Annotated in this window: 23 protein-coding genes; 9 read left to right on the top strand and 14 right to left on the bottom strand. The window is 72.8% G+C overall.

What is annotated here, in order from left to right:
• Nucleotides 1-411: 411 nt before the first annotated feature.
• Nucleotides 412-3,222: a DNA polymerase I gene (gene polA / locus HNR76_RS13025; RefSeq protein WP_162311536.1), complete on the bottom strand. Its 2,811-nt coding sequence runs from the start codon at nt 3,220-3,222 to the stop codon at nt 412-414.
• Between the two features lie 163 nt (nt 3,223-3,385).
• Between polA and HNR76_RS13020 the strand changes: the two genes are divergently transcribed.
• Entirely contained in the window at nt 3,386-3,679 is a 294-nt protein-coding gene (locus HNR76_RS13020; protein ID WP_162311535.1) for a DUF2782 domain-containing protein, read from the top strand.
• A gap of 263 nt (nt 3,680-3,942) precedes the next feature.
• Nucleotides 3,943-5,799, top strand: a complete 1,857-nt coding sequence (locus HNR76_RS13015; RefSeq protein ID WP_183982293.1) for an ATP-binding cassette domain-containing protein — start codon at nt 3,943-3,945, stop codon at nt 5,797-5,799.
• A 71-nt stretch (nt 5,800-5,870) separates the two neighbouring features.
• On the opposite strand, the gene HNR76_RS13010 is transcribed toward HNR76_RS13015, so the two are convergent.
• Together HNR76_RS13010 and HNR76_RS13005 are read right to left on the bottom strand one after the other, a co-directional pair.
• Nucleotides 5,871-6,110, bottom strand: a complete 240-nt coding sequence (locus HNR76_RS13010) for a hypothetical protein (RefSeq protein ID WP_162311493.1) — start codon at nt 6,108-6,110, stop codon at nt 5,871-5,873.
• 9 nt (nt 6,111-6,119) lie between these two features.
• Nucleotides 6,120-7,064, bottom strand: a complete 945-nt coding sequence (locus HNR76_RS13005; protein ID WP_162311533.1) for an aldo/keto reductase — start codon at nt 7,062-7,064, stop codon at nt 6,120-6,122.
• A gap of 321 nt (nt 7,065-7,385) precedes the next feature.
• Here HNR76_RS13005 and HNR76_RS13000 point away from each other — a divergent pair, with 321 nt between their 5' ends.
• Complete coding sequence (locus HNR76_RS13000) at nt 7,386-7,955, top strand: manganese efflux pump MntP (RefSeq protein WP_162311532.1); 570 nt, start codon at nt 7,386-7,388, stop codon at nt 7,953-7,955.
• A 90-nt stretch (nt 7,956-8,045) separates the two neighbouring features.
• Here the strand turns inward: HNR76_RS13000 and HNR76_RS12995 are convergent, their stop codons facing one another.
• The 3 genes from HNR76_RS12995 to HNR76_RS12985 all read right to left on the bottom strand — a co-directional run bounded on the left by HNR76_RS12995 (nt 8,046) and on the right by HNR76_RS12985 (nt 11,725).
• Complete coding sequence (locus HNR76_RS12995; RefSeq protein ID WP_162311531.1) at nt 8,046-8,492, bottom strand: universal stress protein; 447 nt, start codon at nt 8,490-8,492, stop codon at nt 8,046-8,048.
• 259 nt (nt 8,493-8,751) lie between these two features.
• A complete protein-coding gene (gene uvrD, locus HNR76_RS12990) occupies nt 8,752-10,944 on the bottom strand; it encodes a DNA helicase II (protein WP_162311530.1) in 2,193 nt (730 codons plus the stop codon).
• 142 nt (nt 10,945-11,086) lie between these two features.
• Complete coding sequence (locus tag HNR76_RS12985; RefSeq protein ID WP_162311529.1) at nt 11,087-11,725, bottom strand: TIGR00645 family protein; 639 nt, start codon at nt 11,723-11,725, stop codon at nt 11,087-11,089.
• A gap of 106 nt (nt 11,726-11,831) precedes the next feature.
• On the opposite strand from HNR76_RS12985, the gene HNR76_RS12980 reads away from it, so the two are divergent.
• Nucleotides 11,832-12,515: a glutathione binding-like protein gene (locus HNR76_RS12980; protein WP_162311528.1), complete on the top strand. Its 684-nt coding sequence runs from the start codon at nt 11,832-11,834 to the stop codon at nt 12,513-12,515.
• 356 nt (nt 12,516-12,871) lie between these two features.
• Nucleotides 12,872-15,142, top strand: a complete 2,271-nt coding sequence (locus HNR76_RS12975; protein ID WP_162311527.1) for a S9 family peptidase — start codon at nt 12,872-12,874, stop codon at nt 15,140-15,142.
• Nucleotides 15,143-15,247: 105 nt separating this feature from the next.
• Here HNR76_RS12975 and HNR76_RS12970 read toward each other — a convergent pair whose 3' ends face one another.
• Nucleotides 15,248-15,706, bottom strand: a complete 459-nt coding sequence (locus HNR76_RS12970) for a YbjQ family protein (protein WP_162311526.1) — start codon at nt 15,704-15,706, stop codon at nt 15,248-15,250.
• A 175-nt stretch (nt 15,707-15,881) separates the two neighbouring features.
• Between HNR76_RS12970 and hemB the strand changes: the two genes are divergently transcribed.
• From hemB to HNR76_RS12950, 4 genes are all read left to right on the top strand, one after another.
• On the top strand, nt 15,882-16,871 hold the full coding sequence (hemB, locus tag HNR76_RS12965) for a porphobilinogen synthase (RefSeq protein WP_162311525.1): 990 nt from the start codon (nt 15,882-15,884) through the stop codon (nt 16,869-16,871).
• A 103-nt stretch (nt 16,872-16,974) separates the two neighbouring features.
• Nucleotides 16,975-17,829: a shikimate dehydrogenase gene (gene aroE, locus HNR76_RS12960; protein WP_162311524.1), complete on the top strand. Its 855-nt coding sequence runs from the start codon at nt 16,975-16,977 to the stop codon at nt 17,827-17,829.
• A gap of 46 nt (nt 17,830-17,875) precedes the next feature.
• Nucleotides 17,876-18,238: a hypothetical protein gene (locus tag HNR76_RS12955; RefSeq protein WP_162311523.1), complete on the top strand. Its 363-nt coding sequence runs from the start codon at nt 17,876-17,878 to the stop codon at nt 18,236-18,238.
• 49 nt (nt 18,239-18,287) lie between these two features.
• A complete protein-coding gene (locus HNR76_RS12950; RefSeq protein ID WP_162311522.1) occupies nt 18,288-19,079 on the top strand; it encodes a ThuA domain-containing protein in 792 nt (263 codons plus the stop codon).
• A gap of 55 nt (nt 19,080-19,134) precedes the next feature.
• On the opposite strand, the gene HNR76_RS12945 is transcribed toward HNR76_RS12950, so the two are convergent.
• The 7 genes from HNR76_RS12945 to HNR76_RS12915 all read right to left on the bottom strand — a co-directional run bounded on the left by HNR76_RS12945 (nt 19,135) and on the right by HNR76_RS12915 (nt 26,237).
• Nucleotides 19,135-19,374, bottom strand: coding sequence for a hypothetical protein (locus tag HNR76_RS12945; RefSeq protein WP_162311521.1), 240 nt, complete (start codon nt 19,372-19,374; stop codon nt 19,135-19,137).
• A 99-nt stretch (nt 19,375-19,473) separates the two neighbouring features.
• Entirely contained in the window at nt 19,474-20,772 is a 1,299-nt protein-coding gene (locus HNR76_RS12940) for a DUF58 domain-containing protein (protein ID WP_162311520.1), read from the bottom strand.
• A 61-nt stretch (nt 20,773-20,833) separates the two neighbouring features.
• Nucleotides 20,834-21,823, bottom strand: coding sequence for an AAA family ATPase (locus HNR76_RS12935; RefSeq protein WP_162311519.1), 990 nt, complete (start codon nt 21,821-21,823; stop codon nt 20,834-20,836).
• Complete coding sequence (locus tag HNR76_RS12930; protein WP_162311518.1) at nt 21,820-22,956, bottom strand: DUF4350 domain-containing protein; 1,137 nt, start codon at nt 22,954-22,956, stop codon at nt 21,820-21,822. The genes HNR76_RS12935 and HNR76_RS12930 overlap by 4 nt, the downstream gene beginning before the upstream one ends.
• Complete coding sequence (locus tag HNR76_RS12925) at nt 22,953-24,533, bottom strand: DUF4129 domain-containing protein (RefSeq protein ID WP_162311517.1); 1,581 nt, start codon at nt 24,531-24,533, stop codon at nt 22,953-22,955. The genes HNR76_RS12930 and HNR76_RS12925 overlap by 4 nt, the downstream gene beginning before the upstream one ends.
• Nucleotides 24,523-25,527 (bottom strand): stage II sporulation protein M, encoded by a 1,005-nt coding sequence (locus HNR76_RS12920; protein WP_162311516.1) that lies wholly within the window; start codon nt 25,525-25,527, stop codon nt 24,523-24,525. Before HNR76_RS12920 ends, HNR76_RS12925 begins: the two co-directional genes overlap by 11 nt.
• On the bottom strand, nt 25,524-26,237 hold the full coding sequence (locus tag HNR76_RS12915) for an RDD family protein (protein WP_425501812.1): 714 nt from the start codon (nt 26,235-26,237) through the stop codon (nt 25,524-25,526). The genes HNR76_RS12920 and HNR76_RS12915 overlap by 4 nt, the downstream gene beginning before the upstream one ends.
• Nucleotides 26,238-26,326 lie beyond the last annotated feature (89 nt).

The following is a 26,326-nucleotide window of genomic DNA, read 5'->3' as shown; positions in this document are numbered from 1 at the left end:
CATGCTGGCATGGCGGTCGTCGGCTGAAGCCGGCCCTACAAGTCCCGGCCCCGGCGCGGCGGACGGCCACGTGAGCTTCGGCGCCGGCGAGGCCGACCCTGCTTTCCAGGGCAGCCGGCGGCGGAGCACAAATAAAAAAGCCCCGCCGACCAGGGGGAGGTCGACGGGGCCAGGGAACGGCGACTTGGGGAGGAGCCCCCGTTCCATAGATCCACTCCAGGGGAAGGGAGAAGATCCACGACAGGCATTGCACCTGTCGCGAGCTATATGACCACTCGGAGCATTGATGGTTCGTGAAGAAACCGGTCGGAAAACGGGAAGATTTAGGATGGGTTCATTCGCCTGTCACCCTCACGATTTCCGTACTGTGACGGCCATCGCGAAAAAACGCGCAAACGCTTGATTCCAGGCTCAATGCGCCTCGTCCCAGTTGTCGCCCACACCGCTGTCCACCACCAGTGGGACAGTCAGTCTTGCGGCCGATACCATGCGTTCGCCCACTCCCTCCAGCAGGGCCGGCACGAAGGCCTCGTCGGCCTCGAACACCAGTTCGTCGTGCACCTGCAGGATCATCAGCGCCGGACTCCGGCCCGAGGCGTCGCGCTGGCCGGCCAGCCAGCCGTCCACCTCCACCATCGCCCGCTTGATGATGTCCGCCGCCGTGCCCTGCATCGGCGCGTTGATCGCCGCGCGCTCGGCGCCGGCGCGCTGGGCCTGGGTGCCGCCGCGGATGTACTCCAGGTACAGGCGCCGGCCGGATACCGTCTCCACGTAGCCGTGCTCGCGCGCCTGCTCGCGGGTGCGCTCCATGTAGTCGCGCACGCCCGGGTAGCGGCTGAAGTACAGGGCGATGTAGTCCTGAGCCTGGCCGCGGCCGATGCCCAGTTGCCGGGCCAGGCCGAAGGCGCCCATGCCGTACATCAGGCCGAAGTTGATCGCCTTGGCCGCGCGCCGCTCGTTGGCCGTCACCTCCTCCAGCGGCCGGCCGAACACCTCGGCGGCGGTGGCGCGGTGGATGTCGGCGCCGGATTCGAAGGCGCGCAGCAGGCCGGCATCCTGCGAGAGGTGGGCCATGATCCGCAGCTCGATCTGCGAATAGTCGCAGGCCACCAGCTTGCGCCCGGGCGGGGCGACGAAGGCGCGGCGGATGCGGCGGCCGTCCTCGGTGCGGATGGGGATGTTCTGCAGGTTCGGGTCGGACGAGGAAAGCCGCCCGGTGGCCGCGCCGGCCTGGTGGTAGCTGGTGTGGACCCGGCCGGTGTCCGGGTCGACCATCTCCGGCAGCTTGTCGGTGTAGGTGCCGCGCAGCTTGGCCAGGCCGCGGTATTCCAGGATCACCCGCGGCAGCTCGTGCTGGTCGGCGATGGCCTCCAGCGCCTCCTCGTTGGTCGAGGGCTGGCCCTTGGGGGTCTTCACCAGCGCCGGCAGCTTCAGCTCCTCGAACAGCAGCGCGCACAGTTGCTTGGGCGAATCCAGGTTGAAGGCGCGGCCGGCCAGCTCGGTGGCGCGCTGCTGGGCGGCGAGCATGCGCCGGGACAGGTCCGCGCTCTGCCGGCGCAGTTCGTCCACGTCCACCTTCACGCCGTTGGCCTCGATGCGCTCCAGCACCGGCACCAGCGGCATCTCGATGTCGCGGTACACCGCCTCCAGCGCCGGCTCGGCGGCCAGGCGCGGGGCCAGCACGCGGTGCAGGCGCAGGGTGATGTCCGCATCCTCGGCCGCGTAGAAGGTGGCGTCCTCGACCGACACCTGGGAGAACGGGATCTGCTTGGCGCCCTTGCCGGCCACCTCCTCGTACTTCTTGGTCTCGTAGCCCAGGTGGCGCCGGGCCAGGCTGTCCATGTCGTGGCGGGCATTGCCCGACTCCAGCACGAAGCTCTCCAGCAGGGTGTCGTCGGCGTAGCCGGCCAGGGCCACGCCGTGGCGGCGCATCACGTGCAGGTCGTACTTGCCGTGCTGGCCCAGCTTTGCCACCGAGGCGTCCTCCAGCAGCGGGCGCAGCAGGTCCAGCGCGCGGGCGCGGTCCAGTTGCGGCGGCGCGCCGGGGTAGTCGTGGCCCAGCGGCACGTAGGCGGCGCGGCCCGGTTCGGCGGCGAAGCTCAGGCCCACCAGGTTGGCGCGCATCGGGTCCAGGCTGTCGGTCTCGGTGTCGAAGGCGAAGCGGCCTGCATTGCGCAGCACGGCGATCCAGGCTTCCAGGTGCCCGGCCTCGGTCACCGCCTCGTACCGGCCGGGCGTGGCCAGGGCCGGATCGAGCCCTTCCGGCACGGCCACCTGGGCGGCGACGAACCCGCTGCTGCGCGCGCGTCCCGGTTCCTTCTCCGCCACCGCGGCGATCCCGGCGCCCGCGGCCACCGAGCCGGCCTCCAGTTCCTTCAGCGCCTGGTTGAAGCCGTAGCGCGTGTACAGCGCGCGCAGGTCGTCCACGTGCGGCTCGCGCAGGCGCAGCGATTGGGGCGTGCACTCCAGGGCCACGTCGGTCTTGATCGTCACCAGGGTGCGGTTGAGCGGCAGCCGTTCCAGCGCCGCGCGCAGGTTCTCGCCGATCTTGCCCTTGATCGCGGCGGCGTTGCCCATCACCCCGTCCAGCGAGCCGTACTGGCCCAGCCACTTGGCCGCGGTCTTGGGCCCGCACTTGTCCACGCCGGGCACGTTGTCCACGGCATCGCCCATCAGCGCCAGCAGGTCGACGATGCGCGCGGCCGGCACGCCGAACTTCTCCGCCACCGCCGCGTCCGAGTCCATCCGGCTGCCGCTCATGGTGTTGACCAGCGCCACCGAGCCACCGCCCACGCCGGGCTCGCGCACCAGTTGGGCGAAGTCCTTGTCGCTGGTGGAGATGGTCACCTCCATGCCGGCATCGGCCGCGCGCACCGCCAGGGTGCCGATCACGTCGTCGGCCTCCACGCCCTCCACCCGCAGGATGTCGATGCCCAGCGCGTGCACGATCTCGCACATCGGCTGCACCTGCGCGCGCAGCTCGTCGGGCATCGGCGGGCGGTTGGCCTTGTACTGCGGGTACAGGTCGTCGCGGAAGGTCTTGCCGGGCGCGTCGACGACGAAGGCGATGTGGTCGGGCCGCTCCTTCAGCGTGGCACGCAGCATGTTGACCACGCCGAACAGCGCGCCGGTCGGCTCGCCGGCCGAGTTGGTCAGCGGCGGCAAGGCGTGGAAGGCGCGGTAGAGGTAGCTGGAACCGTCGATCAGTACGAGGCGCGTCATCCCGGCATTCTAGCGGCGCGGGCCCGGGCCGCGGCGGAAGCGGCCGTGCACCGCCGCCGACCGCGGCGACGGCCGCCGACGCCGCCCGCCCGCCTCCGCATCCGCTGGCCTGCCCGGGCGGTGCCTGCCGCATAATGCCCGCATCCCCCACGGAGGCACCGCCATGCGCATGTCGATCCTGTCCACCGCGGCGCTGGCCGCGCTCCTGTCCCTGGGCGGCTGCGCCACGACCGGCGATGCGCCGGTGGACGTACGCGGGGCCGAGGTCGCCGCCCGCACCCTGGACAACGGCGACGTGCTGGAGGAATACCGCGTCGGCAGCCAGTTGCGCATGGTGAAGATCACCCCGCTGCGCGGCCCGGCCTACTACCTGTACGACCGCGACGGCGACGGCACGCTGGATGCCGACGACCGCGAGCGGTTGCCGCAGGTCTACTGGAAGCTGTTCCAGTGGTGAGCGATCCGGCCCATCGCCGCCGCCAGCGCGGCGCGGCCGCGCCAGGTAGCGCTCCGTCGCCGTGAAGACGGCCGGCCCCGCGGCCCCTCTGCCGAAGAAGCGCCGCGGCCCCCGCCGCTCCCGCCAGCGACACGGTTGCCCGGCCGCGCCGCCCGGTGCCCCGGCCGCAACCCCATCCCACCATGAACCGGCCCGAGCGGCCCCACGATCGACCCATGGACACGAACGCCTCCCCCGCGCCGCGCAATACCCGCCGCCGCGCCCTGTTCGGCTGGTTCGAGCGCCGCATCGACCCGTACCCGCCCGCGCCGGTGACCCAGCCGCCGCGCGCGCTGTACGCGTTCTGCCGCCACTACACCCGCGGCACCGAGCCGTGGCTGGCGCTGATGGCGGTGCTGACCACGGCCATCGCCATCACCGAAGTGTCGCTGTACGCGTTCACCGGCTCGATCGTCGACCGCCTCTCCAGCCACACCCCGGCCACCTTCCTGGCCGAGGAGGGCTGGAAGTTCGTGCTGATGGCGCTGGTGGTGCTGGTGGCGATGCCGGTGCTGAACCTGCTCAGCGCGCTGGTCATCCACCAGACCCTGCTGGGCAACTTCCCGATGCGGATCCGCTGGCGGGTGCATCGCTACCTGCTGCGGCAGTCGATGGGCTACTTCCAGGACGAGTTCGCCGGGCGCATCGCCACCAAGCTGATGCAGACCTCCCTCGCCGTGCGCGAGACGGTGATCAAGCTGCTGGACGTGGGCAACTACGTGGTCGTGTACTTCGGCGGCGCGCTGCTGGTGGCCGCCGCCGCCGACTGGCGCCTGATGCTGCCGTTCGCGGGCTGGCTGGTCGCCTACGCGGCGCTGCTGCGCTACGCGATCCCGCGCCTCAACCGCATCGCCCAGTCCCAGGCCGACGCGCGCTCGACCATGACCGGGCGCATCGTGGACAGCTACACCAACATCGCCACGGTCAAGCTGTTCTCGCATTCGCGCCGCGAGGAATCCTACGCGCGCGACTCGATGGAGCACTTCCTGGGCACGGTGCACCGGCAGATGCGCCTGGTCACCTTCGTCAACGTCAGCAACGACGCGCTGAACATGCTGCTGCTGTTCGCGGTGGCGGCCACCGGCATCGGCCTGTGGATGCAGGATGCGGCCAGCGTGGGCGCCATCGCCGTGGCCATCGCTTTCGTGCTGCGGCTGATGGGCATGTCGCAGTGGATCATGTGGGAGATGTCGGCGCTGTTCGAGAACATCGGCACGGTGCAGGACGGGATCAACTCCATCGCCCTGCCGGCCACGGTGGACGACGCGCCGGATGCCCGGCCGCTGGCGGCGCACGGCCCGGTGCGCGGCGACATCCGCTTCGACCGCGTGACCTTCCACTACGGCAAGCAGGGCGGGGTGATCGAGGGCCTGGACCTGCACGTGCGCCCGGGCGAGAAGGTCGGCCTGGTGGGCCGCTCCGGCGCGGGCAAGTCGACCCTGGTCAACCTGCTGCTGCGCTTCTACGACCGCGAGGGCGGCGCCATCCGGATCGACGGCACCGACATCGCCACGGTCACCCAGGACTCGCTGCGCGCGGCGATAGGCGTGGTCACCCAGGACACCTCGCTGCTGCACCGCTCGGTGCGCGAGAACATCCTCTACGGCCGCCCGGACGCCAGCGACGCGGAGATGGTCGAGGCCGCGCGCCAGGCCAACGCGCACGAGTTCGTCCAGGAACTGGCCGACGCCCACGGCCGGCGCGGCTACGACGCCCAGGTGGGCGAACGCGGGGTCAAGCTGTCCGGCGGCCAGCGCCAGCGCATCGCCATCGCCCGGGTATTGCTGAAGAACGCGCCGATCCTGGTGCTGGACGAGGCCACCTCGGCGCTGGACTCGGAAGTGGAGGCGGTGATCCAGGAGAACCTGTATCGGCTGATGCAGGGCAAGACCGTGATCGCCATCGCCCACCGCCTGTCGACCATCGCGGCGATGGACCGGCTGGTGGTGATGGACCAGGGCCGCATCGTCGAGCAGGGCACGCACGAGGAACTGCTGTCGCACGGCGGCCTGTACGCGCAGTTGTGGCAGCGCCAATCGGGCGGCTTCCTGAAGCTGGAGGCCGAGCCGCGGGAGGAATGACCGTTCGCCTGCGGGACCGGAGGGCGAACGGCCGGCACCCTCCGGCGACTGTCGCCGGCTGAAGCCGGCGCCTACGGGGTGGCGGGCGCGGGGGCCTCGCGGCGGCGCTGCGCGCCGAGCGCCAGGCCGGTGCCGGCCCAGGCCAAGGCGATGCCGGCGCCGATGACCCTCGCCACCACGAACACCGCGAACACCGGCGCGGCCGCCAGCCACAGGAAGCCGGCGGCCGCACCAGCACCGCGCTGAGCAGCGGCCCCGGCGAGCCCGCCGGCGCACGCGCGCATCGCCGGGCCGGGCGCGGTGGCGTTCATCGGCCGGCCTCAGCCGGCGAACCGCCGCATCAGTTCCTGCTGTTGGGCCTGGCTGAGCAGTGGCCCGGTGCCGGCCTTGAGCTGGTCGGTCTGGCGCTCGGGCTTGCCGGTGGCCGGGATCACCACGGTCACCGCCGGGTGGCTGATGGCGAACTTCAGGAACATCTGCGCCCACGAGCCCACCCCGGCCTCGGTGGCCCAGGCCGGCAGCGGCGCGTCCTTCACCTGGGCGAACAGGCGGCCGTCGTCGAATGCGCGGTTGACGATCACCGCCACGCCCTTGTCGCGGGCCAGCGGCAGCACCGTCTTCGCCGCGCCGGGCGAATTGACCGAATAGTGGATCTGGACGAAGTCCAGCTTCTCGCTGCGCAGCACGCGCTCCAGTTCCGGCAGGCCGGCATCGGTGTAGTGGGTCACGCCCACGTACTTCGTGCCGCCCTGTGCCTGCAGCTCGCGCGCATACGGCAGTTGCCGCCGCCAGTGGCGCAGGTTGTGGACCTGCAGCAGTTCCACCCGATCGGTGCGCAGCCGACGCAGGGACTGCGCCCATTGCGCCTGGGCGTCCTGCACGCTGTCGGCGGCAATCTTGGTGGCCAGGAAGCAGCGTTCGCGCCAGTCGCCATCGGCCAGCAGCCGGCCCAGCACCACGTCGGAACGGCCGTAGTTGGGCGCGGTGTCGATGAGCCTGCCGCCGCCGTCGAAGAACCGCTTCACCACTTCCTGCAGTTGCGCGTATTCGGGCGTGTCCCATTCCACGTCGTAGCTGCCGGAAGTGCCGGCGCCGATCACCGCCAGGCGTTGCCCACTGGACGGGATGGGCCGGGTGAGCAGCGGCGCGGCGGCGGGCGTGGCGGCGAACAGCAGGCGCGCCGGCCCCCCGGCCAGGCCGAGGCCGGCGGCGGAGGCGGCGAATGCGGAACCGAGAAGAAACCGGCGGCGCGGGTGCGAGTGCATGGTCTGACTCCCTGGGCTGGCGGCACGGAGCGGCCGGGACGATCCTAGCGCCCAGGGCCGGACAGGGAGCGTGCACGGCCGGCGGATTCCCGCCCGCGCCGGCCCGCGTCGCGTATTCAGGGACTGGAGGCACGTGCTATCCTGCGCAGCCCCTTGGGGAGTAGCCTGCCGCGCGCATCCACGCGCAGCGTCCGCGTCAACATGCTCGGCCCTGTGCGGCCGTGGTGCGGACACCCGCCGGGTTGGCGAGACCAACGGTCTGTCGGTGCGTCCTTGGCTGGGCGCCGGCAGACCGCGTCTATGCCCGGCCCGGTAGTCCCCATGACCCCGCTCTCCATTCTGCTCATCGGCCTGGCCATGTCCACGGATGCCTTCGCCGCCGCCGTGGGCAAGGGCGTGGCCATGCGCCGACCGCGCCTTTCCGAGGCCCTGCGCGCCGGCCTGATCTTCGGTGCGATCGAAGCGGTCACCCCCCTCATCGGCTGGCTGCTGGGCACGGCGGCCGCGCGCTACATCACCGCCTGGGACCATTGGATCGCCTTCACCGTGCTGGCCTTGCTCGGCCTGCACATGCTGTGGAACGGCCTGCGGCCCGACAGCGCGGACGACCGCGCTCCACGCCACCACGGCTTCTGGAGCCTGGCCGCCACCGGCCTGGGCACCAGCATCGATGCGATGGCGGTGGGCGTGAGCCTGGCCTTCCTCGATGCGCCCATCGTGCTGGTGGCCGCGGTCATCGGCCTGTGCACGCTGGCCATGGTCACCACCGGGGTGATGCTGGGCCGCGTGCTGGGCACCCTGGCGGGCAAGCGCGCCGAGATCGCCGGCGGCGCGATCATGATCGCGGTCGGCGCGGCGATCCTGTACGAGCACCTGTCCGGCGCGGCGTAGCGGGCGGTCGAACCCCGCCGCCGGATATGGCCTTGCAGGAGCCGGCTTCAGTCGGCGGCCCCGTCCCGCCACTCGGCGCTTCCGCCACGCTCAGCGCACCACCAGCACCGGCACGCTCGAATGCGACAGCACCGCCTGGGTCTGGCTGCCCAGCAGCGCCCGGCCCAGCCCGCGGCGGCCGTGCGAGGCCATCACCACCAGCCCGGCGCCGTGCTCGACCGCGGCCTCGACGATGACGTCGGACGGCCAGCCATCGGGGACGTGCACGGCCTCGCAGGCCACCCCCGCCGCCGCGGCCCGGGCCTGCGCATCGCCGAGGATGCGCTGCGCGGCGTCCGCGCAGCCGCGCCGGTATTCCTGCCTCAGCCCCGCATCGGCGGTCAGCGCCAGCGCGTCGTCGAAGGCGGGCATCCACGGCTCGGTCACGGTCAGCGCCACCACCGGCGCGCCCAACGCGGCGGCCAGGCGCAGGCCATGGGCCAGGCCCTTGCCGGCCAGCTCCGAACCATCGGTGGCGATCAGGATGCGGTCGTACATGGCGGGCTCCACGGCGGGCGTGGACCCATTGCACACCCGCCGGCGCCGGCAGGCAACGGCGGAACCTTTGGCTTGGAGAAGGCGGTGCCCGGTGCCCGGGCATGGCGGTCGCCGGCTGAAGCCGGCGTCTGGAAGGGGATGCGGGAGCCGGCCGCCATGCCGCGCATCGGCCGCACGTGGCTTCGGAACGGTACGCAGGGCGCAGCGCCCGCATTGGACCCGAACGCGCGGCGGCGGCGCTAACGCCGAACGCGCGCCATCACAGCGGCTGCAGCCTGGCGAAGGCCAGCACCAGCCACTTGCTGCCGGCCTCGTCGAAGTTCACCTGCACCCGCGCATGCGCGCCGCTGCCCTCGTAGTCGGTGACCACGCCGCGGCCGAAGCTGGCATGCATCACGCCCTGGCCCAGCTTCAGCACCGGCACCTCCAGCGCCGGATGGGACACGCGCGGCGGCGCGGCCATCGGCCGGGCCACCTGCACCCGCGGCCGCACCTCGTTGAGCAGGTGGCCGGGGATCTCGCGCAGGAAGCGCGAGGGCATGCCGTACATGTCCATGCCATGGATGCGCCGGCTCTCCGCATACGCCAGCACCAGCTTCTGCCGGGCGCGGGTGATGCCGACGTAGGCCAGGCGGCGCTCCTCCTCCAGGCGGCCGTCCTCCTCCAGCGACTTGGAGCTGGGGAACACGCCCTCTTCCACGCCCACCAGGAACACCAGCGGGAACTCCAGGCCCTTGGCCGAGTGCAGGGTCATCAACTGCACCCCGTCCTCGTCGGCCTGGGCCTGGCCCTCGCCGGCCTCCAGCGCCGCATAGGAAAGGAAGGCGACCAGCTCGCTCATGCTTTCCTGGTCGTCGTCCAGCTCGGCGCGGGAGAAGCGCGAGGCCACCGAGACCAGTTCGTCCAGGTTCTCCAGGCGCGACTCGGCGTCGAGCTGGCCGCGCGCCTCGCTGGACCAGTGCTCGCGCAGGCCGGAGCGGCCGAGCACGTGGTCCACGCGGTCCTTCAGGTCCAGGTCGGTGGTCTCCGCGTCCAGCGCCTCGATCAGGCCGAGGAAGCCGGCCACCGCGTTGCGCGCGCGCGCGGCCAAGGCGTTCTCGGACACCAGCGAGGCGGCGGCCTGCCACAGCGAGACTTCCGCCGCGCGCGCGCGCCGGCGCACCTCGTCCAGGGTGCGGTCGCCGATGCCGCGCGCCGGGGTGTTGACCGCGCGCTCGAACGCCGCGTCGTCGGCGCGGCTGGCGACCAGGCGCAGGTAGGCCAGGGTGTCCTTGACCTCGGCACGCTCGAAGAAGCGCATGCCGCCGTACACCCGGTACGGCACCTGCTCGGCCAGCAGCACCTCCTCCAGCGCGCGCGACTGCGCGTTGCTGCGGTAGAGCACCGCCGCCTCGCGCCAGCTCCCGCCGTCGCGCACCCACTGGCGGATGCGCTCGACCACGAAGCGGGCCTCGTCCATCTCGTTGTAGGCCGCGTACACGTCCACCGGCTCGCCCTCGCCGCTGTCGGTCCACAACTGCTTGCCGATGCGGCCGGGGTTGTGCGCGATCACCGCGTTGGCCGCGCCCAGGATGTTGGCGGAGGAGCGGTAGTTCTGCTCCAGGCGGATGGTCTTCGCGCCGGGGAAGTCCTTGAGGAACTGCTGCACGTTCTCCACCTTGGCCCCGCGCCAGCCGTAGATGGCCTGGTCGTCGTCGCCGACCACGAACACCCGGCCACCGCTCCCATCAGCAGCGGGGCCGGCCAGCACGCGGATGAAGGCGTACTGGATCGCGTTGGTGTCCTGGAACTCGTCCACCAGCAGGTCGCCGAAGCGGGTGCGGTAGTGGGCCAGCAGCGCCGGGGTGTCGCGCAGCAGCTCGTGCGCGCGCAGCAGCAGCTCGGCGAAGTCGACCAGGCCGGCGCGGTCGCAGCGCTCCTGGTACAGCGCGTAGGCGCGGCGCAGGGCATCGGTCCAGGGGTCTTCGCCGGGCTGGATGTGGTGCGGGCGCCGGCCCTCGTCCTTCTGCGCGTTGATCCACCAAGCGATCTGGCGCGGCGGGAAGCGACCGTCGTCCAGCTCCAGTTGCTGGGCCACGCGCTTGACCAGGCGCAACTGGTCGTCGCTGTCGAGCACCTGGAACGACTCGGGCAGGCGCGCCTCGTTCCAGTGCAGGCGCAGCAGGCGGTGGGCGATGCCGTGGAAGGTGCCGATCCACATCCCGCGCGCGCCATGACGCAACTGCGCGTCGGCGCGCGCGCGCATCTCGCCGGCGGCCTTGTTGGTGAAGGTGACGGCGAGGATGCCGTGCGCCGGCACGCCCTGGACCTCGTTGAGCCAGGCGATGCGATGGGTCAGGACCCGGGTCTTGCCGGAACCGGCGCCGGCCAGCACCAGGTAGTGCCCCGGCGGGGCGGACACGGCCTCGCGCTGGGCGACGTTGAGGTCATCGAGCAGGTGGGAGACATCCATGCGCACCATTCTACCGGCGGTGCGCCGCGGTCCCCGCAAAAAAACCGCGGCCGCCTGTCGCGCAGGAGCACTATTGGGCGCGATGCCCAGGCGCCCAGGGAAGGGCCTCGCGCGCCCAAGGGCGCCCCTGCGAAGCGATGGCTCAGTGCACGGCCTGCTCGCGCTTGGCGCTGGTGTGGGTCATCAGCTTGTCGGTCCAGGCGATGCCCAGCGCCGAGAGGATGAACACGATGTGGATCACCGTCTGCCACAGCACGCCGTCGGTGGTCAGCGCGGTGCAGCGCGCCGCGCCCACGTTGGAGGCGGCGGTGGCCACCAGTTCCGGCGGGCAGAACGGCAGGCCGTTGAGCGTGCCGGCGGCGATGAAGGTCTTGAGCAGGTGGATCGAGGAGATGCCGATGATGGCCATCGCCAACTTCACCTTCAGCACCGAGGCGTTGACGTGGCTCAGCCATTCCGGCTGGTCCGGGTGCCCCTCCAGGCGCAGGCGCGAGACGAAGGTCTCGTAGCCGCCGACGATCACCATCACCAGCAGGTTGGAGATCATCACCACGTCGATCAGCCCCAGCACGAGCAGCATGATCTGCTGCTCGCCCATCGCCGGCGCGTCGTGGATCAGGTGCCACAGCTCCTTGCCGAACAGAAACACGTACACGCACTGGGCCACGATCAGCCCCAGGTACAGCGGCAACTGCAGCCAGCGCGAGGCAAAGATCAGGGTGGACAGCGGGCTCAGGCGGTGGGTGCCGGCGACAGAGGTCGGGACGGAGGGCTGAGACATGGGACGCTGCGTTGCGAAAAAGACGGCGCAGGTTAACGACCGGCGCCGCGGCTGCCAAGCGCGGCCGCTCTAAACTGGCCGTTCCCCCGACGCAGGAGCCGCCCCCATGATCGACCTGTACTACTGGCCCACCCCCAACGGCCACAAGATCACCCTGTTCCTCGAAGAAGCCGGCCTGCCCTACACCCTCAAGCCGGTGGACATCGGCAAGGGCGACCAGTTCCAGGCGGACTTCCTGGCGTTCTCGCCCAACAACAAGATGCCGGCGATCGTCGACCGCGCCCCGGCCGATGGCGGCGCCCCGCTGAGCGTGTTCGAATCCGGCGCGATCCTGCTGTACCTGGCCGACAAGACCGGCCGCTTCTTCGGCGCCGACGTGCGCCAGAAAGTGGAGGTCGACCAATGGCTGATGTGGCAGATGGCCGGCCTGGGCCCGATGACCGGCCAGTACGGCCACTTCACCACCTACGCCCCGGAGAGGATCGACTACGCCGTCGACCGCTACACCCGCGAGGTGCAGCGCCTGCTGGGCGTGCTGGACCGGCGCCTGGCCGGCCGCGCCTTCATCGCCGGCGACGACTACACCATCGCCGACATGGCCGCCTACCCGTGGATCAATCCCTACCCCACCCCGCTGGACCTGGAGCCGTACCCGGAAGTGCGCCGCTGGCATGCCGCCATCGCCGCACGGCCGGCGACCGTGCGCGCCTACGCCTTGGCCAAGCAGGTGAACCCGGACGCGGGCAAGCCACTCACGGAGGAGCAGCGCAAGCAGTTGTTCGGGCGGTGAGCACCGGGCGTGGATAACGCCGCTTCTGGCAGAACACCTGCGAAGCCACGAGGCGAACCGTGGAGTCAAGCCGCGCCGCGAGGCGGCGTCGGCTTGGACGGTTCTCGCGAAGACTCGCCGCAGGGGGAGATCTCAACGCGCACGCAAGCCCGGGGCCGGCCACCGCGACTGCGACGTACTTGCTCACCTAGCCGCACAAGCTGATCCGCATGGACGTAGAGGACGGTGCGGCCGCACCCATTCATCGGACCCGCCGCCGCTGGCGGACGACCTTCGCGCCTCATGCCTGCGCCTCCATCCGGCGCTTCTTCCGCCCCGGCCTACAATGCCCGCATGATCTCTTCCCGGATGCCCGCATGCGCCTTTCACTGCTCTCTCCGGCCCTCTGCCCGCTGCTGCTCGCCCTCGCCGTGACCCTGCCCGCCGCCCCTGTCGTGCACGCCGCACCCGAGAAACTCACCCTCGAAGCGATCACCGGCAACGCGCCGCTGTCCGGCCCGACCCTGATGAAGCCGCGGGTCGCCCCCGACGGCAGTCGCGTGACCTTCCTGCGCGGCAAGGACAGCGACCGCACCCGCCTCGACCTGTGGGAGTACCACGTCGCCAGCGGCCAGACCCGCCTGCTGGTGGATTCGACCGTGGTCCTGCCCGGCGCCGAGACCCTCAGCGATGCCGAGAAGGCTCGCCGCGAGCGCCAGCGCATCGCCGCCTACTCGGGCATCGTCGACTACCAGTGGGCGCCGGATGCGCGATCGCTGCTGTTCCCGCTGGGCGGCGAACTGTACCTGTACGACCTGGACAAATCCGGCGCCGAAGCCGTGCGCCGGCTCACCGCCGGTGGCGGCTTCGCCACCGACCCCAAACTCTCGCCCCGGGGCGGCTTCGCCAGCTTCGTGCGCGAACGCGACCTGTGGGCGATCGACCTGGCCACCGGCAAGGAGAGCCGCCTCACCCGCGACGGCGGCGACGCCATCGGCAACGGCGTGGCCGAGTTCGTCGCCGACGAGGAGATGGACCGCCATACCGGCTACTGGTGGGCGCCGGACGACTCGGCCATCGCCTTCGCCCGGATCGACGAATCGCCGGTGCCGGCGCGCAAGCGCTACGAGGTCTACCCGGACCGCACCGACGTGATCGAACAGCGCTACCCCGCCGCCGGCGAGCCCAACGTGCGGGTGAGACTGGGCGTGATCGCGCCCAGGGCCGGGGCGAAGCCGCGCTGGGTCGACCTCGGCCCCGAGCAGGACATCTACCTGGCCCGGGTGGACTGGCGCGACCCGCAGCGGCTCACCTTCCAGCGCCAGTCGCGCGACCAGAAGACCCTGGAACTGGTCGAGGCCACCCTGCCCGGCGGCGCCCAGCGCATCCTGGCCACCGAGACCTCGGCCACCTGGGTGCCGCTGCACAACAGCCTGCGTTTCCTGCCCGACGGCCGCTTCCTGTGGTCGTCCGAGCGCAGCGGCCACCAGCACCTGTACCTGGCCACGGAGGACGGCGCCGCGCTCGCCCCGCTGACCGCCGGCGACTGGGACGTGGACGAACTGCTGGGAGTGGACGCCGGCGCCGGCTTCGCCTGGTTCTCCGCGACCCGCGACTCGCCGCTGGAAAAGCACGTCTACCGCGTCCCGCTGGCCGGCGGCGCGGTGCAGCGGCTGTCGCAGGCGCCGGGCACGCACGCGGCCAGCTTCGCGCGCAACGCCAGCGTCTACGTCGATGCCTGGTCCAACGAAACCACCCCGCCGCAAATCGAACTGCTGCGCAACGACGGCACCCGCCTGGCCACGCTGCTGCGCAACGAACTGTCCGACCCGGACCATCCGTACGCGCGCTACCGCGACGCGCAGCGCCCGGTGGAGTACGGCACGCTGGTCGCCGCCGACGGCGCCACCCCGCTGCACTACAGCCTCATCACCCCGGCCGGCTTCGACCCGGCGAAACGATACCCGGTGGTGGTCTACGTCTATGGCGGCCCGGCCGCGCAAACCGTCACCCGCGCCTGGCCGGGGCGCAGCGACGCGCTGTTCAACCAGTACCTGGCCCAGCACGGCTACGCGGTGTTCTCGCTGGACAACCGCGGCACCCCGCGCCGCGGCCACGACTTCGGCGGCGCCCTGTACGGCCGGCAGGGCACGGTGGAGGTGGACGACCAACTGCGCGGGATCGAGTGGCTGGAGTCGCAACCCTGGGTGGACCCGGCGCGCATCGGCGTGCACGGCTGGTCCAACGGCGGCTACATGACCCTGATGCTGCTGGCCCGCACCGACGCCTACGCCTGCGGCGCGGCCGGCGCGCCGGTGAGCGACTGGGCGCTGTACGACACCCACTACACCGAGCGCTACATGGGCCTGCCGGCCGCCAACCCCGACGGCTACCGCGGCGCGCGCGTGCTGGCCCACGTGGACGGCCTGGTCGGCGCGGACGCGCCGAAGCTGCTGCTGGTCCACGGCATGGCCGACGACAACGTGCTGTTCACCAACACCACCGCGGTGATGGGCGCGCTGCAGCAGCGCGGCCAGCCGTTCGAGCTGATGGCCTACCCCGGCGCCAAGCACGGCCTGACCGGCAAGGATGCGCTGCACCGCTACCGCATCACCGAGGCGTTCTTCGCCCGCTGCCTGCGGCGCTGACGCGGCGGTCCGAAGGCGGGCGCCTGCGCCTTTCGACCCTTCGGCGCATCGCCATCGCCCCCGCGCGAAGGCGATGGGTGTCCCCGAAGGCCGCGAGGCCCGGCGCTAGTCCTGCGGTTGCGGTGACGGCACCGGCTGCAACGGCGGCGCGACCGCGCCCGGCGGCACCCAGATGGCCACCCCGGCCGCCTTCTTCTGCGTCGTGGGAATGCCCACGCTGAGCCCGCCGGCGCTGTGGCGGCCGTAGCTTCCGGCGCCCACCGACATGCCCACCGGCGAGCCGGACGAGCCCACGCCCATCAGCACCACGCCGTTGGCGCCCAGCGCCGCGGCCTCGCGCTTGAGCCGCGCCACCGCCGCGTCGGTCTGGCCCTGGGTGCCGAAGCCGACCGCGCTGGAGGCCTCCAGTTGGGCGATGTCCTGCGACCCGGGCGGCGGCACCGAGTAGACCTGCACCTGCGACGGGTCCACCGGCGCGCGGGCCGGGCCGAGCATGACCTTGGAGATGCCGGCGCAACCGGCCAGGGCCAGCACGGCGGCAAGTACGAGAATGGGACGAAGCATGGCGGACCCCGGGCACGGTGGCGACGGCGCCATCATCGGCCGCGGCCGGTGAATCGGCCGCGAACCGCCATTCCGGCGACGCCGCCTTCACAGGCCGCATCGGCCGGCGGCGCGGGCGTGGCTCCGGCTCGCGCGGGCACCGGCGGTATCATGTTCCACCCGCAAGGAGTCCGGCATGGCCTACCCCTACCAGCGTCCGCGGCGCATGCGCCGCGACGCGTTCTCGCGCCGCCTGATGCGCGAGCACGCGCTCACGACCGACGACCTGATCTACCCGGTCTTCGTGCACGAGGAACAAGGCCGCGTGCCGGTGCCCTCGATGCCGGGCGTGGAGCGGCTGTCGATCGACGAGCTGCTGCGCGTGGCCGAGCAGGCGCTGGAACTGGGCGTGCCGGCGATCGACCTGTTCGGCGTGCCCGACCCGTCGGCCAAGACCGCCGACGGCCGCATCGCCTGGGACGAGGACGGCATCGTCCCGCGCGCGATCCGCGCGCTGAAGGCGCGCTTCCCCGAACTGGGGGTGATGAGCGACCAGGCCCTGGACCCGTACACCACCCACGGCCAGGACGGGCTGATCGACGCGCACGGCTACATCCTCAACGACGCCACCATCGAGGCGCTGGTCAAGCAGTCGCTGGCCCACGCCGCCGCCGGCGCGGACATCCTCTCGCCGTCCGACATGATGGACGGGCGCATCGGCGCGATCCGCCAGGCGCTTGAGGACGCCGGCTTCGTCAACACCCGGATCATGTCCTACGCGGCCAAGTACGCCAGCGCGTTCTACGGCCCGTTCCGCAGCGCGGTGGGCAGCGCGGCCAGCCTGGGCAAGGGCGGCAAGTTCACCTACCAGATGGACCCGGCCAATTCCGACGAGGCCCTGGTGGAGGTGGAGCTGGACATCGCCGAGGGCGCGGACATGGTGATGGTCAAGCCGGGCCTGCCCTACCTGGACGTGATCCGCCGGGTGAAGGACGCCTTCGGCGTGCCGACCTTCGCCTACCAGGTCAGCGGCGAGTACGCGATGCTCAAGGCCGCCGCCGCCAACGGCTGGCTGGACGAGAAAGCCTGCACGCTGGAGGCGCTGCTGGCGTTCAAGCGCGCCGGCGCCGACGGCGTGCTGACCTATTTCGCCCTGGACGCGGCGCGCTGGCTGCGCGAAGGCTGAGCCGCAAGTGCGGGGCGCGGAGTAGACTGCGGACGAACGCCGCGCACAGGCGCCGCACCGTGCACGCTCCGGTTCAACCGACCCCTGGGGATCCATCGCAAGCATGCCAACGCCCACCTCCCGATACGCCGTCTTCGGCCATCCGATCTCCCACTCGCTTTCCCCGCGCATCCACGCCGCCTTCGCCGCGCAGACCGGCATCGCCCTGGACTACGCCGCCATCGACGCGCCGCCGGAACGGTTCGCGGCCATATTGGAGGCGTTCGCCGCCGCCGGCGGGCGCGGCGGCAACGTCACCCTGCCGCTGAAGGAGGCCGCCTTCGCCCTGTGCACGCAGGTCAGCGAACGCGCGCGCCTGGCCGGCGCGGTCAACACCCTGGTCCGCAACGATGGCCAGTGGCACGGCGACAACACCGACGGCGCCGGCCTGGTGCGCGACCTCACCGGCCGCCGCGGCCTGGACCTGCGCGGCCGCCGCGCGCTGCTGCTGGGCGCCGGCGGGGCCGCGCGCGGGGTGGCGCCGGCGCTGCTGGACGCCGGCATCCTGGAGCTGGTGGTGGTCAACCGCACGCCCGAGCGCGCCGATGCGCTGGTCGACGCGCTGGGCCAGCCCAAGCGCGCGCATTCGCGCTACTGGAACGACCTGTCCAACCAGGGCGACTTCGAGCTGATCGTCAACGCCACCTCGGCCGGGCGCAACGGCAGCGCCGGCTTCAGCGCGCCCTTCACCCTGGTCAACAGCCGCACCCTGGCGGTGGACGTCAACTACGGCCAGGTGGCGGTCCCGTTCCTGGCCTGGGCGCGGGCCGGCGGCTGCCGCACCGTGGTCGACGGCCTGGGCATGCTGGTCGAGCAGGCCGCCGAGAGCTTCAAGCTGTGGCACGGCGTGCGTCCGGACACCGGCCCGGTGTACGAGGCGCTGCGCGCGCGCGGCGACAACCTGGTCACCGCCGAGTGACCCCCTGCGGCGCCGCGGGCGCCGCGCCCCGACGAGGTCCTGCCTCATGGAAGACGCACTGCCGCACCTGTTGAGCCTCATCGTCCACCAGTCTCCCTGGCTGCTGGCCTGCGCCGCCGGCCTGGCGCTGCTGTGGCCGCGCACCGCCCATCCGGCGCCGGGCCAGACCTTGGCGCTGTCCGGCATCGGCCTGCTGCTGGGCGCCACCCTGCTGCGCCTGGTCGGAACCTCCATCCACGGCTGGCTGCTCGCCCGCGCCGTGGACGAAGGCCGGCCCTTCAGTGACCACGGCATGCTGGTGTCCGCGATGCAGGTCAGCTTCGTGCTGCTGGCCATCGCCAGTGCCGTGGGCCTGTTCCTGCTGGCGCTGGGCGCGAGCCGGGCGATGCGCGCGCCGCCGCGCGGGTGAGCGCATCGCCGCGGTGCAGCCAGCGGCCGCGACGGGCTAGCATGGCCGCATGAAACGCTTCCTGCTCGCCTGCCTGCTGCTGGCCGCCACGCTGGCCGTTCCCGCCTTCGCCCAGGGCCAGTTCAAGGTGCTGGTGGTCGCCATCCCCAACCGCTACCACCACGACTACGCGGTGGTGGCCAAGCCGCAGTTCGAGCGGATGGCGCAACGGCACGCCTTCGACCTGGACTGGTCGTGGAATACCGCGCCGTTCGACGCGGACCTGTCGGCGTACGCGGCCATCGTCCTGCTCAACACCCCCGGCGACGCGCTCAAGGGCAAGCAACGCGATGCCCTGGAAACCTACGTGCGCGGCGGCGGCGGCGTGGTCGCCGTGCACCGGGCGATGATCTTCGGCCCGCCCGGCGACTGGCCCTGGTTCGAGAAGCTGGTCGGCCGCGCCTTCCGCATCCACCCGATGGTGCAGACCGCCACCGTGCGGGTGGTGGACGCCGCCTTCCCCGCTACCTTCGGCCTGCCCGCGCGCTGGGTCTGGACCGACGAGTGGTACGAGTTCGACGCGCCGCTGGTCGAGGGCCTGCGTACCGTGCTGAGCGTGGACGAGCGCAGCTACGACCCCACCCGCATCTGGCCCGGCCAGACCGCGCGCGGCATGGGCGCCGAGCACCCGGTGGCCTGGTACCACGCCTACGACGGCGGCCGCGTGTTCGCCACCGCGCTGGGGCATACCCCGGCGCTGTACGACGACCCGCTGTACCTGGAGCACCTGTACGGGGGCCTCTGGTGGGCGGCGACGGGCAAGGGGGTCGAGCCGGCATCGCCCGCGCGCTCGGCCGATTGAACGCAACGGCCGGTATCGGGGAGATGCCCGATGCCGGCCGCCAGGGCCCGCCCCTTCAGCCCACCGGGCGCCGATAGACCGCCGCGCTGATGCACGACAGCACGCTGACCACGAACCAGCCGAACGGAAACAGCGACAGCGTCAGCACCCAGGTCAGCGCGCCGGCCGCGCAGGCGGCCAGGAACCAGAACACGGCCGACAGTACCCGGCCCTGCACCAGTTGCCCCAGCCCGGGCACGAAGAAGCTGCAGATGGCGGCGATGACGTTGCCGGTCGAACCCTGTCCGCTGCTCATGTTTCCACCTCCTTCCGGTCGTATGGCCCTATCCTCGCCGGAACCGGGGCGGGCGCCAGTGAAGGAGGTCACGCGTGCGCTCTTCCTGCGGGGCGAAGGTCACAGCAACCCGTCGCGCTTGACCGCCAGGTAGCGCTCGACCAGGGCCGCCGGCAGCTCGGCGGCGGCCACGTCCAGGGTCATCACCCGCTGCCGGCGCAGCGCATCGTGCGCCTGCGCGCGCTGCGCCAGGTAGCGCGCCGTGGCCCCGGCGGCGATCGCGCCTGGCAGGTCGTCCACCTCGCGCGCCAGCGCTTCGTCGAGTTCGCGCTCGCGCAGGCTGGCCACGCACACCAGGTGGCGGCGCTGGAGCAGGCGCACGGCGGCCAGCAGATCGTCGGCGTCCTCGTCGCGCACGTTGGTGGCCAGCATCACCAGCGCGCGGCGGCGCTGGCGCAGCGACAGTTCCTCGGCCATGGCCAGGTAGTCGGTGGCCACCGGCCGCGGCTGCAGGTCGTAGCTGTCTCGCAGCAGGCCCTGCAGTGCGGCCGGGCCGCGCCGCGGCCGCACCCAGCGCGGGTCTGCGCCGGTGGCCATCAGGCCCACCGCGTCGCCCTGGCGCAGGGCCAGCCAGGCCACCACCAGCGCGGCATTGAGCGCATGGTCGAAGTGCGACAGCCCGCCCTCGCTGGCGAGCATGCGCCGGCCGGTGTCCACCACCAGCAGCAACTGCTGGTTGCGCTCGTCCTGGTACTCGCGCGAGATCAGCTTGCGCGCGCGGGCGGTGGCCTTCCAGTCCACCTGGCGCAGGCTGTCGCCGACGCGGTACTCGCGCATCTGCCGGAAGTCGGTGCCCTCGCCGCGGCGCCGGCGCAGGTGCGCGCCGACCAGCAGCGAGGCCTGTTCGGCGCTGAACAGCGCCAGCCTGGCCAGCGGCGCGAAGTCCGGGTAGACGCGCACTTCCTGCGCGGTGCCGGCGGTGCGCAGGCCGGTCCACAATCGCCATGGCGAATGCAGGCGCAGGTGCGCGCCCTCGAACACGAAGCGGCCGCGCGCGGCGGGCAGCAGCCGGTAGCGGAACCGGGTGAGGCTGGCCGCCGGAAGCCGCAGACGGCGCGGCAGGCCGTCGGCCTGCCAGTCGGGCGGGTGCAGGTCGAACGCGTCCACGCGCAGGCGGCGGCGCGATTCCAATGCGATCTCGACCTCGCGCGCCACGCCCACGGCCAGCGCGTCGGGCAGCATGCGCACCACCGCCGGCGTCGGCGACCGCACCAGGCGCAAGCCATCGACGGCGGCCAGCAGCGCGATCGCCGCCACCAGCGCCCACCACGCCGGCACCGGCACCAGGCCGAGCGCCGGCATCAGCCCGGCCAGGCCGCACAGGCCCAGCAACGCCAGCAGCGGCGGCGCGGGCCTCATGCGGCGTGCGCCGTCGGCATCCGCGGCCTGCCTTGCGCAGCGGCCATCGCCCGCGATCCGCTCACTGCCGCGGCGCCTCCACCCGGGCCAGCAGCGCGCGCAGCACGTCGTCCGGCGACTGCCCGTCGATCTGCAGTTCCGGCGCCAGCGCGATGCGGTGGCGCAATGCCGGCAACGCGACCGTGCGCACGTCGTCCGGGGTGGCGAAGTCGCGCCCGCCCAGCACCGCCTGCGCGCGCGCGGCGCGGACCAGGGCGATGCTGCCGCGCGGCCCCGCCCCCAGGGCGATGCCCGGCCAGCGCCGGGTCGCGGTGGCGATGCGCACCGCGTAGTCGACCACCGCCGGGTCCACCGCGACCTGGGCCACGCCGCGCTGCATCGCCGCCAGCTCGGGCGCGCCCAGCACGCGCCGCACCTGCGACAGTTCGAAATCGCCGCCGCCGCGGCCGCCGGTGATCTGCGCGACCATGCGCGCCTCGTCCTCCGGCCTCGGGTAGCCGATCAGCACCTTCAGCAGGAAACGGTCCAGTTGCGCTTCCGGCAGCGGGTAGGTGCCCTCCTGCTCGACCGGGTTCTGGGTGGCCAGGGCCATGAACGGCGGCGGCAGGACAAAGGCCCGGCCCTCGATGGTCACCTGCCCCTCCTGCATCACTTCCAGCAGCGCCGACTGGGTCTTGGCCGGGGCGCGGTTGATCTCGTCGGCCAGCAGCAGGTGGGTGAACACCGGGCCGCGGCGGATCTTGAAGCTCTCGGTCTTCGGGTCGTACACGGCGTGGCCGCTGATGTCGCTGGGCATCAGGTCCGGGGTGAACTGGACGCGCGCGTACTCCAGTTCCAGCGCCTGTCCCAGCGCCCGCACCAGCAAGGTCTTGCCCAGCCCGGGCACGCCCTCGATCAGCACGTGTCCGCCGGCCAGCAGGGCGATCAGGATCTGGTCGAGCACCTCCTCCTGGCCGATGAACGCCTTGGCCACTTCGTTGCGGACGGCGGCGGCGCGTTCGGCCAGGCGGTCGCCGGCGATCGGCGGCAGGGGGGCAGCGGTATCGGTCATAGCCGGTTCCTCATCTGGATCAGGGTGCGCACGCGGGCGAAGAAGGCGTGGCGGTCGCGGGGTTCGGGCGCGGCGAGCGCATCGCGCACGGTCATGTGCGGCAGTTGCAGGCGCGTGGCGATGGCGGCCACGCGGGCATCGCCGGCCAGCGCGGCGGCGGCGGGCGCGCGGCGCTGCAGGCGCGCCAGGAACGCGTCGCGCACGGCCGCGTGCAGCAGCGGCGCCTGGCCATAGCGATGCAGCAGTTCGCCGCTGGCACGCACGTGCTCCAGCAGCGAGCGGCGCCCGGGCGCCGGGGAGGGCAGCCACGGGCCGAAGCGCTGGCCGCGGCGCCACAGCCAGGCCGCCAGCAGCAGCGCCAGCGGCCCCCAGGCCGGCCAGGCCCGCCGGGCCAGGTCGCGCCAGAACGACACCGGCCGCCCGCCATGCACCAGGTGCACGCGGCCGCGGCCGTAGTTGGGGGCCAGCACCTGGCGCGCCAGGGCCTGGTGCGGCACCTCGCCCAGCGACTCGTTGTCGAGGAAATCGAAGTCGGCCAGCAGGTCCACCGTGCCGCGGCCGCGGACCAGCCGCGCATAGGCGTAGCCGCGCTTCCCGTCGCCCCAGCGCAGGCGCGCGGCCGCGTGCCCGGCCAGCTCGAAGCGGCGGCCGCGACAGAATTCGACGTGGCTGGGCTGGCCCTGGACCTGCAGCGGCTCGCAGCCGCTGCCCAGCAGCTTGCCCCCGACGCCCAGGCGGCGCAGCATCGGCGGCGGCGCATCGGACCCGTCCAGCCGCGCCGGCGGGGTGCGCAGCAGCAGGTGCCCGCCGCGCGCCACCCAGGCCAGCAGCGCCTCGACCTGGTCCGGCGTCAGCAGCGAAGGGTCGCCGTGCAGCAGCACGGTATCGCCGGGCGCATCGGCGAACGTCTCCGGCTGCAGGCGCAGCCGCGAGTGCGCATCGATGCCGTCGGCGCGCAGGGTCTGGCGCAATGCGTACAGCGGGTTGCCCACCGCCTCGCCGCGCGGCGGCAGCGGCACTTCGCGCTCCATCCGCTCGTGCGTGCGCACGAACCCGGCGACCATCGCCGCGACCGCGCCGGCCAGCACCGCCACGGCCACGCCCACCAGCAGCCAGCGCCGCGCCGCGCTCATGACGCCCATCCCCATTGCGCCTGCGACTGCGCCAGCAGCGCCTCGAAGCCGGCCTCGTCCGGCAGGCGCCCGGCATAGGCCGCGTACTGCCACACCCGCACCGTCCGCGAGAACAGGGTGCACGCCGCCTCGTCCTGCAGTTGCCGCGAAACGCGCAGGCAGTGCGCTTCGGTCGCGCCCGGCGGCAGCGTGGCCCGGACCCGCGCGGCCATCGCCTCGACGCTGGCGCGGTACAGCAGGGCCAGCGCCGGGCGCTGCCGGCCCTGGCGCCAGAGCCGGCGCACGGTCGCGGCGATGTCGTCGGGCAAGGTCTGCGGCAGGGCCAGCGCCTGGCTGTCCGGGTCGGGCGCGGCCGCGCGGCGCGGGCGGCGCACGCCGCCGCGAAACCATGGCAGCCACCGCGGCGCGGTCAGCGCGATCACCAGCAGCAGCACGGCAAGCAACAGCCACAGGCCCCATTCGGCCACCCGCGCGGCCCGCCTGGCCGCCGCTTCCAGCCAGGCCGGCAGGTCGCGGCCCTTCTGCGCCGACGGCACCTTCGGCCGCCACTCCACCAGGGTGCGGCGGCCGCCGATCAGCGGGTCCTCGTAGGCACGGGCGGCGGCGGCGCGGAACCGCGCATCGTCCTGCAGCGACTGGCCGAACACGGCCGGCAGGGTGGCGTTCCCCGCATCGCCCGGGACGGCGGCGGCGGGCGCCTGCTTGCCGTCCTCGCCGGCGGGCGCCGCACCCGGCGCCGGTGCCTGCTGCGCGGCGGCCGGGGCCGGCGCCAACAGCGGCAGGCCGGCCGCCAGCGCCAGCAGCAGGGGAGCGGCACGCGCCAGCAGCCGCTCGCGCAGGCGCCGGAACGCCAGTTCCACGTCCCAGGCCTCGCTCTGGCTGCGGCGGTTGAGGTACAGGCCGAAACCGGCCGCCACGTAGAACGGGCCGATCGCCATGGCCGCCACCCACGCGGCCGCGTTCGCCGCCACCCCCACCCAGGTCGGCGGCCCCGCGCGCAGCACGTCCCATGAGGCGTGCAGCGCGCCGGACAGATGCTCGGCCGGGACGAACAGGTACACGGCCGCCACGCAGCCCAGCAGCAGCGCCAGCTCGAAATTCGCGCACACCAGGGTCAGCACCGAGGCCTGCGCATAGGCCGGGCCGCCCAGCACCGCGCGGCGTGCGCGGCGTTTCGCCCGCGCATTGCCTTCCAGCAGGTCCACCGGCATCAGCAGCGAGCGTGCGGGTCCCAGGCGCCGCCAGGTCAGGTAGGCCGGCAGCATCCCGGCGCCGAAGCGCCACTGCGCGCGCAGCGCCTCGCCGGTGCCCGGCGCCCGGCCGAACACCGCGCGCGAGAGCACGTACAGCACGATGCGTTCGAATGCCGGCTTCAGCCACCACAGCAGCAGGCCCGCCAGCCACGGCTGGCCCAGCCGCCACGCGGCGGCGTTGGCCAGCGCGAAGGCGGCCAGGGTCGCCAGCAGCCATGGCCGCCAGACCGCACCGGCATGCCGCCGCAGCAGCGCCGCGCCCAGTTCCATCGCCTCCCACGACGAACGCGGGCGCAGGTTGACCTGCAGGTCCTCAGGCCGCATCGCCGTCCTCCACCGCGCCATGCCCGCCGCGCCACAGCCAGCCCAGCACCAGCGCCCACAGCACGCCCGAGACGGTGAACTTGATCCACGCCGGGATCGACTGGGTCGAGGACCAGAACGCCTCGACGAAGGCGGCCAGCAGCAGCATCGCCGCCACTCCCAGGCACAGCCGCGCGCCGATCCGGCCGGCGTCCACCAGCGCATCGCGGCGGCGGCGGTTGCCCGGGGCGACCAGGTCCAGGCCCAGGCGCAGGCCGGCGCCGCCGGCGATGACGATCGCGGTCAGCTCCAGCGGCGCATGCCCGGCGACGAAGCGCCAGAACGGATCGCCGTGGCCCACTGCCTGCAGATGCCCGGCCACCGCGCCGATGCTCACGCCGTTGGCGATCAGCACCGCGATCGTGCCCACTCCCGCCAGCAGGCCGCCGGCGAACGTGCGCAGGCCGATGCTGATGTTGTTCATCACGTAGTGGCCGAACATCTGCCAGTCGCCGCCGCTCTCGCGGCCCAGCGTCTGCCGTGGGTCGGCCGGGTCGTACATGCGCTCGAACTGCGCGACCTGGGCCGGGTCCAGCATGTGGTGGATCAGTTCCGGCCGCCATTGCAGCGCCAGGAACACGCCCGCCAGCGGCAGCGCGAACAGCGCCGCCGAGGCCCACATCACCCTGCCCTGGCGGCGCACGAGCAGCGGGAAGCCGGCGACCAGGAAGTCCAGCATGCGCCGCCAGCGCGGCGGCGGCGCACGGTAGAGCGCCGCGTGGCCGCCGTGCATCAGTTGCTGCAGGCGCTCCAGCAGCGGCGGGCTGTAGCCGCGGCGGCGGGCCAGCGCCAGTTGCTGGCACAGGCGGCGATAGCGCGCGGGGATTTCATCGTCGGGCACCGCGCCGGTGGCGGCGGTGCGCGTGCGCGACGGGCCGTCGCCTCGGCGCTGCAGCCATTGCTCGAATGCGTCCCACTCGGCCCGGTGGCGGGCGATGAACTGTTCCTGCCTCATCGCCGCCCCAGCAATGCGTTGGCGATGCCCAGCAGGCGGCGCACGCCTTCCACGCCGGTGGCGCCGGTGAGCGGCTGCAACAGGTCGGCCAGCTCCGCCTGGCGCGGCGGCGCCAGCAGGGCGGCACGCTCGCCGAAGGCGACGATGGCCGCCTGCTCGACGGCCTGCAGCGGCTGCCCCGGCGCCAGCGGCGGCACCCCGGGCACCGGCGCGTGCGCGACCCGCGGCGATACGTGCACCACCACCGTATCGGCAACCCGGTCGCCCAGGCGGCGGCTGTCGCGGTCGCACAGGCAGGCCACCAGGCCGGCGGCGTAGCCGAACGGCAGCATGTCCACGCTGCGCAGCAGGTTGCGCACGATCGCCGGCAACCAGCCCACCGGCGCGCCATCGCCGGCGACCACCCGCAGGCCGAGCGCGCGCTTGCCCGGCGTCTGCCCCCGCCACAGCACCTCGAAGACGATGGGATAGCCCCATACCACCAGGAACATCCCGACCAGATACAGGCCCTGGCCCAGCCCGCCGAGCATGCCCAGGACCATCGACAGCACCAGCAGCACCGCCATGCGCACGAACAGGTCGACGCCCCATGCCAGCGCCCGCGGCACCGGCCCGGCGGCGGGCAGGTGCAGGGCCACGCCCTCGGGCGTGACCACTTCGCGGTAGGTGTCGAGCATGGCCGGCGTGGCGGCGCGCGACGGCGCCGCCATGGCGGTGGCGGACATCGGCCGGCGCTCCTGCCGGCTGGCTGCCTGTGGCGGCATGCGTTCCCCGTTGCGTACCTGCGCGCGACTGTAGC

Origin of the sequence: Pseudoxanthomonas broegbernensis (genome assembly GCF_014202435.1) — a bacterium.
Classification (GTDB): Bacteria; Pseudomonadota; Gammaproteobacteria; order Xanthomonadales; family Xanthomonadaceae; genus Pseudoxanthomonas; species Pseudoxanthomonas broegbernensis.
The sequence above is the reverse complement of the archived record's forward strand: the minus strand, read 5'-3'. Positions and strand labels throughout refer to the sequence as shown.

Bases quoted from the DNA above. Each gene is read 5' to 3' on its own strand.
- HNR76_RS12940 (WP_162311520.1), bottom strand. From the start codon at position 20,772: ATGAGGCCCGCGCCGCCGCTGCTGGCGTTGCTGGGCCTGTGCGGCCTG.
- HNR76_RS12995 (WP_162311531.1), bottom strand. From the start codon at position 8,492: ATGTACGACCGCATCCTGATCGCCACCGATGGTTCGGAGCTGGCCGGC.
- HNR76_RS12935 (WP_162311519.1), bottom strand. From the start codon at position 21,823: ATGACCGATACCGCTGCCCCCCTGCCGCCGATCGCCGGCGACCGCCTG.
- uvrD (WP_162311530.1), bottom strand. From the start codon at position 10,944: ATGGATGTCTCCCACCTGCTCGATGACCTCAACGTCGCCCAGCGCGAG.
- HNR76_RS13010 (WP_162311493.1), bottom strand. From the start codon at position 6,110: ATGAACGCCACCGCGCCCGGCCCGGCGATGCGCGCGTGCGCCGGCGGG.
- HNR76_RS12915 (WP_425501812.1), bottom strand. From the start codon at position 26,237: ATGGCGGCGCCGTCGCGCGCCGCCACGCCGGCCATGCTCGACACCTAC.
- HNR76_RS12950 (WP_162311522.1), top strand. From the start codon at position 18,288: ATGAAACGCTTCCTGCTCGCCTGCCTGCTGCTGGCCGCCACGCTGGCC.
- HNR76_RS13005 (WP_162311533.1), bottom strand. From the start codon at position 7,064: ATGCACTCGCACCCGCGCCGCCGGTTTCTTCTCGGTTCCGCATTCGCC.
- aroE (WP_162311524.1), top strand. From the start codon at position 16,975: ATGCCAACGCCCACCTCCCGATACGCCGTCTTCGGCCATCCGATCTCC.
- polA (WP_162311536.1), bottom strand. From the start codon at position 3,222: ATGACGCGCCTCGTACTGATCGACGGTTCCAGCTACCTCTACCGCGCC.
- hemB (WP_162311525.1), top strand. From the start codon at position 15,882: ATGGCCTACCCCTACCAGCGTCCGCGGCGCATGCGCCGCGACGCGTTC.
- HNR76_RS12975 (WP_162311527.1), top strand. From the start codon at position 12,872: ATGCGCCTTTCACTGCTCTCTCCGGCCCTCTGCCCGCTGCTGCTCGCC.
- HNR76_RS12930 (WP_162311518.1), bottom strand. From the start codon at position 22,956: ATGAGCGCGGCGCGGCGCTGGCTGCTGGTGGGCGTGGCCGTGGCGGTG.
- HNR76_RS12945 (WP_162311521.1), bottom strand. From the start codon at position 19,374: ATGAGCAGCGGACAGGGTTCGACCGGCAACGTCATCGCCGCCATCTGC.
- HNR76_RS12955 (WP_162311523.1), top strand. From the start codon at position 17,876: ATGGAAGACGCACTGCCGCACCTGTTGAGCCTCATCGTCCACCAGTCT.
- HNR76_RS12920 (WP_162311516.1), bottom strand. From the start codon at position 25,527: ATGAGGCAGGAACAGTTCATCGCCCGCCACCGGGCCGAGTGGGACGCA.
- HNR76_RS13020 (WP_162311535.1), top strand. From the start codon at position 3,386: ATGCGCATGTCGATCCTGTCCACCGCGGCGCTGGCCGCGCTCCTGTCC.
- HNR76_RS13000 (WP_162311532.1), top strand. From the start codon at position 7,386: ATGACCCCGCTCTCCATTCTGCTCATCGGCCTGGCCATGTCCACGGAT.
- HNR76_RS12970 (WP_162311526.1), bottom strand. From the start codon at position 15,706: ATGCTTCGTCCCATTCTCGTACTTGCCGCCGTGCTGGCCCTGGCCGGT.
- HNR76_RS12985 (WP_162311529.1), bottom strand. From the start codon at position 11,725: ATGTCTCAGCCCTCCGTCCCGACCTCTGTCGCCGGCACCCACCGCCTG.
- HNR76_RS12925 (WP_162311517.1), bottom strand. From the start codon at position 24,533: ATGCGGCCTGAGGACCTGCAGGTCAACCTGCGCCCGCGTTCGTCGTGG.
- HNR76_RS12980 (WP_162311528.1), top strand. From the start codon at position 11,832: ATGATCGACCTGTACTACTGGCCCACCCCCAACGGCCACAAGATCACC.